Raw genomic sequence first — 14,092 nt, 5'->3', positions numbered from 1 at the left:
GGGACGATTATCGATCACGCGTCGCCCGCGAGCGTTGCCTTAAGCGCGAAATCGATGGGCGCGCCAACCCGATAAAATCGGTTCCGTTCATGCATTCTTGCGCGCGGCGTTGGCCGCGATCGCGGCTGCCGCGGTGCGGTTTTCGACGCCGAGCTTGGCGTAGATCTGCTCCAGGTGCTTGTCGACGGTGCGTGGGCTGAGACCCAGGATCTGCGCGATGTCGCGGTTGGTCTTGCCCTTGGCGAGCCAGGACAGTACTTCGCCTTCGCGCGTCGTCAGCCCCAGTTCGCTGGAGAATTCCGCCGGAAGGCTGGCGCTGCTGTCCTTGGCAAGCCGCAGCAGAAATTCGTTCGGCCCGGCCTTGCCCATGTAATGGAGTTTCAACTCCGGACTTTCGGGAAACGATGCCTGCGCCTTGGCGCCGGCCTTGCCTTTCTGCGCCTGCTCCAGCCATTGCAGCAGCGGCACCGGCAACACGATCTCCTCGCCGCCGGCTGGTGCGAGATGGTCCGCAAGCAGCTTCTGCGCCTGCGGCGTCGACCACATGATGTTGCCGTGACGGTTGACCGCGAGCAAAAATCGCCCCGAGACGTCGAGCGCGGCCCGGGCGCTCTGGGTGAGCCGCGCATTGGCAAGGTGTACGCGGATCCGCGCCAGCATCTCCTCGATCACGATCGGCTTGGTGACATAGTCGACCCCGCCGGCCTCCAGCCCGCGCACGATGTGCTCGGTCTCGGCAAGGCCGGTCATGAAGATGACCGGTACATTGCTCAGCCCCGCGTCGCGTTTCAGCTTGCGGCAGGTTTCAAAGCCGTCCATCCCCGGCATCACCGCATCGAGCAGGACGATGTCGGGCGTGATCTGTTCGACGATGCGCAGCGCAGCCGCGCCGTCGAGCGCGACCATCACGGTCATGCCGGCGCCGTCGAGCGCGTCGGTCAATAGCCGCAGCGTCTCGGGCGAGTCGTCGACGACCAACGCAACGTCACGCTTTTTCGACTCAGTGATCATAGGCGTACAGCGTCTTGAGGGTTGCCATGTACTGATCGAGGTCGAAGCGGTCGACCAGAGCGCGCATCTGCGCGACGAAATCGGCGTGCTCGGGGTGTTCGCTGCCGATCTCGTCAAGCTTGACCTGGATCGCCTTGATATAGCCGATCTGGCCGAGACCGATCAGCTCTTCCACATGTCGCACCGGCGGGCGCGCGCCGGTCTCCACCTGCCAGCGCGGCACGACGACCTCGCCGCTGTCATATTTCCATTCGAGCTTTAGGAGCTGGCGGATGGTTTCGAGCAGCCGCGGAATATCGATCGGCTTCATCAGATAGCCGTCGTGATAGGGCTGCGCCAATGGCGCGCCGTGCGCTTCGAGCGCGCTTGCCGAAACCATCAGGATGCGCGCCTGACGATGGCCGCCGGTGCGGAGTGTCTCCGCCACCTTCCAGCCGTCCATGCCGGCCATCGAGATATCGAGCAGAAACAGATCCGGCCGGCAGTGCTGCGCCAGCGCCAGGCAGCCGGGACCGTCGGGCGCGGCAAGCAGGATGAAGCCGAGCGGCGTCAGCACTTCGCGCAAGAGGTCGCGCTGCACCGGATCGTCGTCGGTGACGAGAATGGTCTTGCGAGGTCCGAGGTAGCCGGCGATGGCGGCATGGACGGGCGCATGGCGGGTCGGGTTGGTGACTTCCGACAGCAGGATCTTGACCTTGAAAGTCGAGCCGTGGCCGACGGTGCTCGTGACCTTGATGTCGCCGCCCATCACGCCGGCGAGCAGCCGGCTGATGGTGAGCCCGAGGCCGGTGCCGGTCTGCGGCTGCGAGACGCCGAGCGCGCCGCGTTCGAACGGCGCGAAGATGCGCTCGAGATCGCCGGCCTGGATCCCAGGTCCGGTGTCGATCACTTCGAATTCGGCGACCGGGCCGCGGTAATGCACCACGAACTGCACGCTGCCTTCGGCCGTGAACTTGATCGCGTTCGAGAGCAGGTTGATCAGGATCTGGCGCAACCGCTTCTCATCGGCATAGACCACGAGCGGCAGCACCGCCGGTCGGCGGAACACGAACTCGACGCCCTTGGCCGCGGCCTGCAGGCGGAACATGCCGACAAGCTGGTCGAGGAATTCGGAGAGGCGTACCTCGTCGCGGGAAAGATAAAGCCGGCCGGCCTCGATCTTGGAAATGTCGAGAATGCCGTCGATCAGGCCGGAGAGATGATCGGCGCTGCGGCGAACCACGCGCACCTGGTCGCGCGGCTTGGCCTGTAGCGAGGAATCCTGCTCCAGCAACTGCGCATATCCGGAGATCGCATTCAGCGGCGAGCGCAGCTCATGGCTCAATCCCACCACATAGCGGCTCTTGGCAAGGTTGGCGGATTCGGCGACTTCCTTGGCGCGCTGCAGTTCGGCATCGGTGCGCTTGTGGGCGTCGATTTCCTGGATCAGCAGCGTGGTCTGTCGCCGCGTTTCGGCTTCCGCCGCGCGGCGGCTCTGTTGTGCCAGCACGAACAGCCATGCCACCACGCCGATGATGATGGTGAGGGCAAAGAACACCTTCCAGAGCACGTCGGAGACCAAGAGCTTGTCGTCAGGCACGCTCGCGGAAGTCTGCAGATAAATAAGACCCAGCGTCAGCGCGACGAGGCCCGCGGAGATCGCGAACACGCCCAGATAATGGCCGAGCTGGGAATTGATCCTGGTGTAGATCGGTCGCGGCAGCAATTTGCCGAGAGTTCCGGACAGTTGCGCCTGCACGCGCGCATGCGGCTTGCAGAGATCGTGGCAGCGCGCATCGAGCGAGCAGCACAGCGAGCAGATCGGGCCGGCATAGGCCGGGCAGGACGTGGTGTCTTCCGGCTCGAAATGATGCTCGCAAATGCAGCACTGGATCTGATCGATGTTCTGCCAGCTCTTCTTCGGCTTGCGCGCGATGTAGAATTTTCCGTCGGTGGCCCAGGCGATCAGCGGCGCGGTGACGAAGGCCACCGTCAGTGCAACGAAAGCCGACAGTGCTTTCGCGGTCGGTCCGAAGACGCCGTAAAAGGCGGTGATCGAGACGATGGTCGCGATGGTCATCGCGCCGACGCCGACCGGATTGACGTCGTAGAGATGGGCGCGCTTGAATTCCATCTGCTGCGGGCGCAGGCCGAGCGGCTTGTTGACGACGAGGTCGGAGACCAGCGCGCCGACCCAGGCGATCGCGACGTTGGAATAGAGCGCGAGCGTCTGCTCCAGCGCCTTGTAGACGCCGATCTCCATCAATAGCAGCGCGACCAGCACGTTGAACACCAGCCAGACCACGCGGCCGGGATGGCTGTGCGTCAGCCGCGAGAAGAAATTCGACCAGGCGATCGAGCCGGCATAGGCGTTGGTGACGTTGATCTTGAGCTGCGACAGGATGACGAAAGTTCCAGTCAGCGCCAGCGCAAGGTCGGGCTGCGACAGCACGTAACGGAATGCCTCGAGATACATGCTGGCGGGCTCGGCGGCATGCTCGGTCGAAACGCCGTGCCGGAGCGCGAAGAACGCCAGGAACGAGCCCGCCAGCAATTTCAGCGATCCCAGCACGATCCAGCCCGGACCGGCGCTGAGCAGCGCGATCCACCATGCCTTGCGCGAGGTGGTGCGGCGGTCGCGCGGCAGGAAGCGGAGGAAGTCGACCTGCTCGCCGATCTGCGCCACCAGCGAAAACACCACGGAGGCTGCCGCGCCGAACAAGAGCAGATCGAGGTGACCGTCGGGACTGCCGTGTTCGCCGGCGAACTTGGTCCATTCCGCAAAGGAATGCGGATTGGCCCAGGCGATCGCGGCAAAGGGGAGGATGTGCAGCACCACCCAGGCCGGCTGCGTCCACAATTGAAAGCGGCTGATCAGGGTGATGCCATGCGTCACCAGGGGAATGATCACGACCGCGCTGATGAGATAGCCGATCGGTCGCGGGATGCCGAAGCACATCTCCAGCGCCGAGGCGAGGATCACCGCCTCGATCGCGAAGAAGATGAAGGTGAAAGAGGCGTAGATCAGCGAGGTGACGGTCGAGCCGATATAGCCGAAGCCCGCGCCGCGGGTCAGCAGGTCGATGTCGATGCCGCTTTTTGCGGCATGATAGGCAATCGGTAGGCCGCAGCCGAAAATCACGAGGCTGACGACCAGGATCGCGGCGGTGGCGTTGGTGACGCCATAATTGAGCGTAATGGTGCCGCCGATCGCTTCCAGGGCCAGGAAGGAAATGGCGCCGAGGGCGGTATTGGCGACACGTGCGGCGGACCAGCGTCGCGCGCTCTTGGCGGTGAAGCGCAGCGCATAATCTTCCAGCGTCTGGTTGGCAACCCACTGATTATACTGGCGCCTGACGCGGTCTATCCGCTGCCGCCCTGCCACGATCCGCTAACTCCCGACCAGGTCCATTCCGAAAGGACTCGCAAGACCCGGGCCAAGCCTACGTCGCTATTTTGCGGTGCAATATACGCGATCTTGCGTATCTGTGCACTGCACAAATTTAGGCAGCATCGCCTGACCAAAGCGTGTCCTTGAAAAAGCAAAAGCAGATGGGGTGCTCATGTCAGACGAAACCAAACGGGGCCTGAAATCGCCGCTTCGGCGCAAACTTCTGATGGGAATGGCGGCGATGCCGGCCATTTCGCTGCTGCCGCGATCGGCCTTCGCCGATACGCCCGCCACGTCCGTGGTCAACACCACCGGCCTTGCGGTCACCGACACCGAAGTGACGGTCGGCATTCTTCACTCTGCCACCGGCACCATGGCGATTTCGGAAACCGGATCGATCGAAGCCGAAAAGCTCGCCATCGAGCAGATCAATGCCGCCGGCGGCGTGCTCGGCCGCAAGATCAAATTCATTCAGGAAGACGGCGCCAGCGACTGGCCGACCTTCGCCGAAAAAGCCAAGAAGCTTCTCGTCAACGACAAGGTCGCCTCGATCATGGGCTGCTGGACCTCGGCCTCGCGCAAGGCCGTGTTGCCGGTCGTCGAACAATATAACGGCATGCTCTATTACCCGACCTTCTACGAAGGCCTCGAGCAGTCCAAGAACGTCATCTACACCGGCCAGGAAGCCACCCAGCAGATTCTGGCAGGCCTCAACTGGATCGCTAAAGAGAAGAACGCGAAGACCTTCTATTTTATCGGTTCGGACTACATCTGGCCGCGCACCTCGAACAAGATCGCCCGCAAGCATGTCGAGAACGTGCTGAAGGGCAAGGTCGTCGGCGAGGAGTATTACCCGCTCGGCAACACCCAGTTCAATTCGGTCATTAACAAGATCAAGCTGACCAAGCCCGACGTGATCTTCACCGACGTCGTCGGCGGTTCGAACGTCGCGTTCTACAAGCAGCTCAAGGCGGCCGGCATCGATTTGTCGAAGCAGGCATTGCTCACGATCTCGGTGACCGAAGATGAAATCGACGGCATCGGCGGCGAGAATATCGCGGGCGCCTATGCCTGCATGAAGTACTTCCAGTCGCTCGACAACCCCAACAACAAGGCTTTCGTGCCGGCCTTCAAGAAGATGTGGGGCGAGAAGACCGTGATCGGCGACGTGACGCAGGCCGCCTATCTCGGCCCGTGGCTCTGGAAGCTGACGGTCGAAAAGGCCGGCAGTTTCGACGTCGACAAGATCGCGGCCGCTTCGCCGGGCGTCGAGTTCAAGGGCGCGCCGGAAGGATACGTCCGTATCCACGAAAACCATCATCTGTGGTCGAAAACGCGCGTCGGTCGCGCCAAGCTCGATGGCCAGTTCGAACTGATCTACGAGACCGCCGATCTCGTCGAGCCGGATCCGTTCCCGAAGGGTTATCAGTAAGGGTGGCCGGTGGGTGACGTCGTTCCTGACGCGGCGTCTTCCATCTCAAGCCCTGCGGCGTGGACCACCGGTCCACGCCTCCCTCTGATCGTGCGCTCTCTCGCGAACTGCGTTCGCGAGTCCAGAACCTCTGATGACATGGGACGGCATAGATGTTCGGCGACTACTCGATTGGCGATCTCGGCAGCATTCTCGTCATGCAGGGCTTCGCGGGCCTGATCCTGTTTTCGGTCTACGTGCTGATGGCGCTCGGTCTGGCGATCATCTTCGGGCAGATGGGCGTCATCAACATGGCGCACGGCGAATTCATGATCCTCGGTGCTTACGTCACCTGGATGACCGCCAGCTTCGTGGAAGCCTACGTACCGAGCATCTTTGGCGGATACTTCTTCATCGCCATGATACTTGCCTTCTTCGCGTCGGGTGCGCTCGGAATGCTGGTGGAATGGGCGCTGATACGTCATCTCTACAAGCGGCCGCTCGATACGCTGCTTGCGACCTGGGGTCTTAGCCTTATTCTTCAGCAGGCATACCGCTCGATCTTCGGCGCCCGCGAGGTCGGCGTCGAGCTGCCGCCGTGGATGCTCGGCTCGCTGCATGTCACCGATAGCATCGAGGTGCCGATCAACGGCATCTTCGTGATGGCGCTGACCATCCTGATCACGATCGCGGTCGCCTACGTCATGTACATATCGCGCTGGGGCCGCCAGGTGCGCGCGGTGGTGCAGAACCGCGTGATGGCCGGCGCCGTCGGCATCAATACCGAAAAGGTCGATCGTTACACGTTTGGGCTCGGATGCGGCATCGCCGGCATCGCCGGAAGCGCCTTCACGATGATCGGCTCGACCGGGCCGACTTCCGGACAGCTCTACATCGTCGACACCTTCCTCGTCGTCGTATTCGGCGGCGCCGCCAGCCTGCTCGGCACCATCGCATCAGCCTTCAGCATCTCGCAAACGCAATCGACGCTCGAATTCTTCATGTCGGGCTCGATGGCCAAGGTTCTCACGCTGCTCGCCATCGTCGCCATCCTGATGATGCGGCCGCAGGGACTGTTCGCTCTCAAGGTGCGGAAATAAAAACAAGAAGGCTTGGGTCATGATCATCAACTCGCGCTTTTTCAATCGAACCGAACTGATCGGTTTTGTGACGCTGGCACTGCTGCTATTTGTCATCTTGCCGCTGTCGCTCGATATCTTTCGCCTCAACCTTGTCGCGAAGTACCTGACTTACGCCTTCGTCGCGATCGGACTCGTGATCTGCTGGGGGTACGGCGGGATCCTGAGCCTGGGGCAGGGTGTGTTCTTCGGCCTCGGCGGCTACTGCATGGCGATGTTCCTCAAGCTCGAAGCATCGAGTGTCGAGAACACCAAAATCCAGTCGACACCGGGTATCCCGGATTTCATGGACTGGAATCAGATCACCGAGCTGCCGTTCTTCTGGAAACCATTCCACAGCTTCCCAGTAACGCTGGCGGCGATCATTCTCGTGCCGGCGTTCTTCGCCTTCATTATCGGATCGGCGATGTTCAAGCGCCGTGTCGGCGGCGTTTACTTTGCGATCATCACGCAGGCGATCGCGGCCATTCTGACGATTCTGATCGTCGGTCAGCAGGGATATACCGGCGGCATCAACGGTATTACCGATCTGCGGACGCTGAACGGATGGGACATCCGCCCCGATCACGCCAAGTACGTTCTGTATTTCGTCGAAGTGGTTCTGCTGTTTGGCTGCATCATCACCGCGCAGTTCATTCGTCTCACCAAGCTCGGCCGCATCCTCGTCGCCATGCGTGAACAGGAAGACCGCGTTCGCTTCTCCGGCTACAGCGTCGCCAACTTCAAGATCTTCGCCTTCTGCGCAGCGGCTGTGTTCGCTGCCATCGGTGGCGCGCTGTTCACTCTTGAGGTCGGTTTCATGTCGCCGTCCTTCGTCGGCATCGTGCCGTCGATCGAAATGGTCATCTACACGGCATTCGGCGGTCGCATGTCGATTTTCGGGGCGGTATACGGTTCGCTCGCGGTGAATTTCGCCAAGACCGCGCTGTCCGAATCCTTCCCCCAGCTCTGGTTGTTCGGCTTGGGTGCCCTGTTCATCGCGGTGGTGCTGGCGTTCCCCAATGGCCTCTCCGGAATCTGGGTTGATTACGTCCAGCCGCGCATCGACCGCCTGCTGTCTTCGCGGAAGAAGCCGGGCCTTGAGTTGCCCGACAACTCGGTCGCCAACGGCGCGCCTGCAGAGTGAGGAGATCATCGTGAAAATCGGACATCAGCCGAAGGAATTCCTGCTCGCGGTCGAAGCTCTCACGGTCTCTTTCGACGGCTTCAAGGCGGTGAACAATCTGTCCTTCTACGTCGAGGAGAACGAGATCCGCGTCATCATCGGGCCGAACGGCGCCGGCAAGACGACCGTTCTCGATCTGATCTGCGGCAAGACGAAAGCTACGTCCGGTTCGATCCAGTTTCGCGGCAAGGAACTGACGAAGCTGAAAGAGAACCAGATTGTGCAGACCGGCGTAGGACGCAAGTTCCAGACGCCATCGGTCTTCGAAGATCTTACTGTTTTCGAAAATCTCGAGATTTCCTATCCGCGCGGCCGCTCCGTGTTCGGCTCCCTGATGTTCCAGCGCGACGCGGCGGTGAAGGAGCGGGTCGAGGAAGTCGCTGACATGATCTTCCTGAAAGACAAGCTCAACACCTATGCCGATCAGCTCAGCCACGGCCAGAAACAGTGGCTCGAGATCGGCATGCTGCTGATCCAGGACCCGGATCTCCTGATGCTCGACGAGCCGGTCGCCGGCATGAGCGTCAGCGAGCGGGCCAAGACGGCCGAACTGCTCAACCGCATCATCAAGGATCGTTCGGTGCTGGTGATCGAGCATGACATGAAATTCGTCGAGGACATCGCCCACAAGGTCACGGTGCTGCACCAGGGCCAGATCCTGTCCGAGGGCACCATGGACAGGGTCAAGAACGATCCGAAAGTCATCGAAGTCTATCTGGGGCACTGAACGATGATGAGGGCGGATCGAATTGACACGGCTGGCGGCGTTTCACCTCTCCCGGAGGGAGAGGTCGATTTGCGTAGCAAATCGGGTGAGGGATTGCCGTCCCTCTTGAGAGCCGCGGCCCCTCGCCCGGCACTGTGCGCCGACCTCTCCCCAACGGGGAGAGGTGTACCGAACTCGTGGATGGGCTGATTCCCGAATCGAGGAGACACAAATGCTCGCTATCTCCGATCTCCATGTTGCCTACGGCCAGAGCGAGGTGCTGCACGGCCTCAACGTCTCCGTCGCGCCGAACGAGATCGTAGCGATCATGGGCCGCAACGGTATGGGCAAGACCACGCTGATGAAGTCCTTGATGGGAATTCTTCCGACCAAAAGCGGCTCGGTGACCATGGACGGCGCGGAGCTTGGGGGTCTGCCGAGCTACGATCGCGTGGCAAAGGGGCTCGCTTATGTGCCGCAAGGTCGCATGATTTTCTCGACCATGACGGTGAAGGAAAATATCGAGACCGGCCTCGTCGTGGCCGGCGAGAGCGAGGTTCCCGGCAGCATCTACGAGCTGTTTCCCGTGCTGCTGGAGATGAAGAACCGGCGCGGGGGCAATCTGTCCGGCGGCCAGCAGCAGCAACTCGCGATCGCACGCGCGCTCGCCACCAAGCCCAAGGTACTGCTGTTGGATGAGCCGACCGAAGGCATCCAGCCATCGATCATCAAGGACATGGCGCGCACCTTGAAGCGCATCCGCGACGAGCGCGGACTTTCGATCGTCGTCTCCGAGCAGGTTCTGAGCTTCGCGCTCGATATCGCCGACCGCGTGCTGGTGATCGAGAACGGCGAAATCGTCCGCGACGACCGGCGCGCCGACGTCGATGCCGATCAGGTCTCCAAATACTTATCCGTTTAATCGCCACATGGTTCAGTCAACAGGGGAGCGTTGAAATGCCTGAAACACTCATCAAGGTCGATCTTACGAAGTCCGCTTATGAAAATGACAAGGTTCATAATCGCTGGCATCCGGATATTCCGATCGTGGCATGGGTCAATCCGGGCGACGATTTCATCATCGAGACCTATGACTGGACCGGCGGCTTCATCAAGAACAACGATTCCGCCGATGACGTGCGCGATATCGATTTGTCGATCGTGCACTTTCTCTCGGGTCCGATCGGCGTCAAGGGTGCCGAGCCCGGCGATCTCCTGGTGGTCGATCTGCTCGACGTCGGTCCGCTGAAGGAGAGCCTCTGGGGCTTCAATGGCTTTTTCTCCAAGAAGAACGGCGGCGGCTTCCTGACGGATCATTTCCCGCTGGCGCAGAAATCAATCTGGGACATCAAGGGCCTCTATACCTCGTCGCGGCATGTGCCCGGCGTGAACTTCGCGGGCCTTATCCATCCCGGCCTGATCGGCTGTCTGCCCGATCCGAAGCTGCTGGCAAAATGGAATGAGCGCGAGACGGCGTTGATTGCGACCAATCCGACCCGCGTGCCCGGACTTGCCAATCCGCCGTTCGCCGCAACGGCTCATGCCGGTCAGGCCAAGGGCGAGGCGAAGGCGAAGGTCGGCGCCGAAGGCGCCCGCACCGTGCCGCCGCGCGAGCATGGCGGCAATTGCGACATCAAGGACCTGTCGCGCGGTTCGAAGATCTATTTCCCGGTCTACGTGCCGGGCGGCGGTCTCTCGATGGGCGACCTGCACTTCAGCCAGGGCGACGGCGAAATCACCTTCTGCGGCGCCATCGAAATGGCCGGATGGCTGCATCTGAAAGTCGATGTCATCAAGGACGGCGTGGCCAAATACGGGATCAAGAATCCCGTCTTCAAGCCGTCGCCGATCACGCCGAACTACAATGACTATCTGATTTTCGAAGGCATCTCGGTCGACGAGCAGGGCAAGCAGCATTACCTCGATGTGCATATCGCCTATCGCCAGGCCTGCCTCAATGCGATCGAGTACCTCAAGAAGTTCGGCTACTCCGGCGCGCAGGCCTATTCGATCCTCGGCACCGCGCCGTGTCAGGGCCACATCTCCGGCGTGGTCGACGTGCCCAACGCCTGCGCCACGCTGTGGTTGCCGACCGAAATCTTCGACTTCGACATCATGCCGTCGTCGGCCGGACCGACCAAATACATCACGGGCGACATCCAGATGCCGCTCTCTCCGGACAAATAGGTCTCCCTGCGCGACGGGATGCGGGACGGTTTCTGGTTGCTGTCCCGCATCCGCCGCCGTCAGAAATGTCAGCGCGAGGAGAGTGAAATGCCGGTTTACGATTATCTTTGCGGCGATTGCGGTCCGTTCACGGACATGCGGCCGATGTCCGAATGCGACGAGCCGGGCGATTGCCCCAAATGCGCTGGCACCGCGCCGCGCGCGATTTTGAGAGCGCCGAATTTCTTCTGCATGCCGTCGGAACGGCGAAAGGCGCACGCTACCAATGAACGCAGCGCCAATGCGCCGAAGACGCTCGATCAGTACAAGGCCTCTCACGGGCCAGGATGCGGCTGCTGTTCAGGCAAGCCTTCGCGTCTTGTGAACAAAACCAAAAGCGGTGCGAAGAGCTTCCCGACCGCACGTCCCTGGATGATCAGTCATTGATCGACGACTAACCCAAACAGAAGGCAATCCCGATGCTTCACGGTGATATTTCCAGCAGCAACGACACGGTCGGCGTTGCGGTCGTCAATTACAAGATGCCGCGGTTGCACACCAAGGCGGAGGTGCTCGATAACGCCCGCAAGATCGCCGACATGCTTGTGGGCATGAAGGCCGGGTTGCCCGGCATGGATCTCGTGATCTTCCCTGAATATTCGACCCAGGGCATCATGTACGACTCGAAGGAGATGTACGAGACAGCGTCGGCGATCCCCGGTCCTGAGACGGAGATTTTTGCCGAAGCTTGCCGCAAGGCCAAGGTCTGGGGCGTATTCTCGCTTACCGGCGAACGACATGAGCAGCACCCGAACAAGGCGCCGTACAACACCCTGATCCTGATGAATGACAAGGGCGAGATCGTTCAGAAATATCGCAAGATCATGCCGTGGGTGCCGATCGAAGGCTGGTATCCCGGCAACTGCACCTACGTCTCCGATGGCCCGAAAGGCATGAAGATCAGCCTGATCATTTGCGACGACGGGAATTTTCCGGAGATCTGGCGCGATTGCGCGATGAAGGGCGCGGAGTTGATCGTGCGCTGTCAGGGTTACATGTATCCGGCCAAAGAGCAGCAGGTCCTCATCTCCAAGGCGATGGCTTGGGCGAACAATGTTTATGTCGCAGTCGCCAATGCCGCAGGCTTTGACGGCGTTTATTCCTATTTCGGTCACTCGGCGATCATCGGCTTTGACGGCCGCACGTTGGGTGAGTGCGGGGAGGAAGACTACGGTATCCAGTACGCCCAGCTCTCGAAAAGTTTGATCCGAGACGCGCGCCGCAACGGCCAGTCGCAAAACCATCTCTACAAGCTGGTTCATCGCGGCTATACCGGCATGATCAATTCCGGCGAAAGCCCGCGCGGGGTCGCGGCCTGTCCATACGATTTCTACAAGAACTGGATTGCGGACCCCGAAGGCACGCGCGAAATGGTCGAGGCGATGACCCGTTCGACCGCAGGAACCGAGGAATGCCCAATCGAGGGCATCCCGAACAAGGTGCCGGCGAGCAACTACTAGGGTGTCGGTGACTGAGCGGCGACCCTCTGAACCTCAGCCTCGCCGCCCACGGACCCGCGGGGTGTCGATGGCTGCCGCGCCGCTGCGGCAGACTGCGCCGTGGTTGCATCACTCGCTCCGCTTACAAGAGATTATTGTCCTGCTTGCATGTCGCGCCGCCGCCGTCGGCCGCGCTAGCCTAAGCGAAATTGCCGCAAGGTTAACGAGCGGAAAATAGGGCTTAACCCTGCCTCCCGCCTCATCTTTTTCAGTTCCTGCTCCGCGCTTTTGCGGGGAATCGCGTGCTTGCTGGAAAGGACGCGCATAGGTAGAGTGCGTTGCAACGTTAATTTTCCGTAAATGGACCAGGTAAAATGACCGCAGTTCCGAGCGTTGAGTCCGAGGAAAGTGCCGTGAAGCTGCCGCCCGGTACCATCGTCGGCGGCCCGGTGGTCGAGGCCAAGCTGCGCGAATCCTACGCGGTGTTCGGCATTCTCTACGGCGGCTCGGTCGCCGCCGTGCTCTGGACCATCATGCAAGGCATCGGCTGGACGGAGATTGCGGTCTTCGTCGGCATGTTCTGGCTGACCATGTTCGGCATGGGCGCCGGCATGCATCGCCTGTTCGTGCATCGGAGTTTTCGCTGCGGCCCGGTGATGCGGGCGTTCTTCGCGGCGATCGCCACGATGTCGGTGCAGGGCTCGGTCCTCAAGTGGGTGTCCAACCATCGCCGCCACCATCTCTATGCCGACCAGCCCGGCGACGTGCACAGCCCGTTCTATGACGGCCGCGGCAACCGCTATCTCTCTTTCGTCAAGGGCATGTTGCACGCGCAAGGCTCGTGGGTGTTCGACGATGTCGCGACCGACGGCGAATACTACGCCAAGGATATTCTGGCCGACCCGATCGCGATGTTCTTCGTGAGAACGCGCTGGGTCTGGTACGGCCTGTCGGCGGTGTTCATTCCGGGCGCCATCGGCTACGCGGTCGGCGGCTTCCACACCATGATGGGCTGTGTGCTGTTCTCCGGCCTGTTGCGTGCCTACCTGATGGTGCTCGCCACCTCGCTGGTCAACTCGTTCTGCCACAGCGACGGCCGCTACGGTTACCGCCGCTTCGAGCTCAACGACGGCACCACCAACGAGCTCTTCATCTCGATGCTCACGCTCGGCGAAGGCCTGCACAACAACCATCACCGGTTTCCGCGCGACGCCTATATTTCGCACGCCTGGTACGAAATCGACATCAACGGCCTGATCATTCTCGGCCTCGAGAAGATCGGGCTGGTGCAGGACGTGTTCGACGGCGGCCGCGCATCGGCGGTCTCGACCGGCCAGGCTTCGGAAGCCGTTTGAATACGGCTCCGCTGGTATTGAGAAGTCGGAACTCCTTTCTGAGTGAAAGCGGCCAAGGCTTGCCATAGATCCGGGGATGGCGGAGCCGCAGCGCCAAGCCTATGATGGATCTCGCGGGACACGCATCGATCTCGGCCGCGGTAAGCGCGTGAAAATGCCGACGGTTGAAGCTCAGTGATCCACGCGAAGGATGCATTATCCAGGGAGGATCCGATGTATGCCGCGATCCGACACAGCAAAGCCAAAAGCGGAATGGCGGAGGAACTCGCC

General features: G+C 61.1%; 11 protein-coding genes. 9 read left to right on the top strand and 2 right to left on the bottom strand.

Features of this window, described 5'->3' with window-relative positions:
• Positions 1-87: 87 nt before the first annotated feature.
• Positions 88-1,011, bottom strand: a complete 924-nt coding sequence (locus VFL62_RS00055) for a response regulator (protein ID WP_325170333.1) — start codon at positions 1,009-1,011, stop codon at positions 88-90.
• Entirely contained in the window at positions 1,001-4,375 is a 3,375-nt protein-coding gene (locus VFL62_RS00050) for an ATP-binding protein (RefSeq protein WP_325170332.1), read from the bottom strand. Before VFL62_RS00050 ends, VFL62_RS00055 begins: the two co-directional genes overlap by 11 nt.
• A 178-nt stretch (positions 4,376-4,553) precedes the next feature.
• On the opposite strand from VFL62_RS00050, the gene urtA reads away from it, so the two are divergent.
• The 9 genes from urtA to VFL62_RS00005 all read left to right on the top strand — a co-directional run bounded on the left by urtA (position 4,554) and on the right by VFL62_RS00005 (position 13,822).
• Positions 4,554-5,813, top strand: coding sequence for an urea ABC transporter substrate-binding protein (urtA, locus tag VFL62_RS00045; RefSeq protein ID WP_325170331.1), 1,260 nt, complete (start codon positions 4,554-4,556; stop codon positions 5,811-5,813).
• A gap of 152 nt (positions 5,814-5,965) precedes the next feature.
• The gene (gene urtB / locus VFL62_RS00040; RefSeq protein ID WP_325170330.1) at positions 5,966-6,892 is read left to right on the top strand and encodes an urea ABC transporter permease subunit UrtB; all 927 of its coding nucleotides are present in this window, start codon (positions 5,966-5,968) and stop codon (positions 6,890-6,892) included.
• 19 nt (positions 6,893-6,911) lie between these two features.
• Positions 6,912-8,057 (top strand): urea ABC transporter permease subunit UrtC, encoded by a 1,146-nt coding sequence (gene urtC, locus VFL62_RS00035; protein WP_325170329.1) that lies wholly within the window; start codon positions 6,912-6,914, stop codon positions 8,055-8,057.
• Between the two features lie 10 nt (positions 8,058-8,067).
• The gene (urtD, locus tag VFL62_RS00030) at positions 8,068-8,823 is read left to right on the top strand and encodes an urea ABC transporter ATP-binding protein UrtD (RefSeq protein WP_325170328.1); all 756 of its coding nucleotides are present in this window, start codon (positions 8,068-8,070) and stop codon (positions 8,821-8,823) included.
• A 211-nt stretch (positions 8,824-9,034) separates the two neighbouring features.
• Positions 9,035-9,724 (top strand): urea ABC transporter ATP-binding subunit UrtE, encoded by a 690-nt coding sequence (urtE, locus tag VFL62_RS00025; RefSeq protein WP_325170327.1) that lies wholly within the window; start codon positions 9,035-9,037, stop codon positions 9,722-9,724.
• Positions 9,725-9,759: 35 nt separating this feature from the next.
• Entirely contained in the window at positions 9,760-10,989 is a 1,230-nt protein-coding gene (fmdA, locus tag VFL62_RS00020; RefSeq protein WP_325170326.1) for a formamidase, read from the top strand.
• Between the two features lie 87 nt (positions 10,990-11,076).
• On the top strand, positions 11,077-11,415 hold the full coding sequence (locus VFL62_RS00015) for a zinc ribbon domain-containing protein (protein WP_325170325.1): 339 nt from the start codon (positions 11,077-11,079) through the stop codon (positions 11,413-11,415).
• Positions 11,416-11,447: 32 nt separating this feature from the next.
• A complete protein-coding gene (locus tag VFL62_RS00010; RefSeq protein ID WP_325170324.1) occupies positions 11,448-12,488 on the top strand; it encodes an aliphatic amidase in 1,041 nt (346 codons plus the stop codon).
• A 353-nt stretch (positions 12,489-12,841) separates the two neighbouring features.
• Positions 12,842-13,822: an acyl-CoA desaturase gene (locus VFL62_RS00005; RefSeq protein ID WP_325170323.1), complete on the top strand. Its 981-nt coding sequence runs from the start codon at positions 12,842-12,844 to the stop codon at positions 13,820-13,822.
• The last annotated feature ends 270 nt before the right edge of the window (positions 13,823-14,092 follow it).

The sequence above is a fragment of the Bradyrhizobium sp. genome, from assembly GCF_035701725.1.
GTDB lineage: Bacteria > Pseudomonadota > Alphaproteobacteria > Rhizobiales > Xanthobacteraceae > Bradyrhizobium.
Note: the sequence above shows the minus strand (reverse complement) of the source record. Positions and strands in the feature narration are given on the sequence as shown.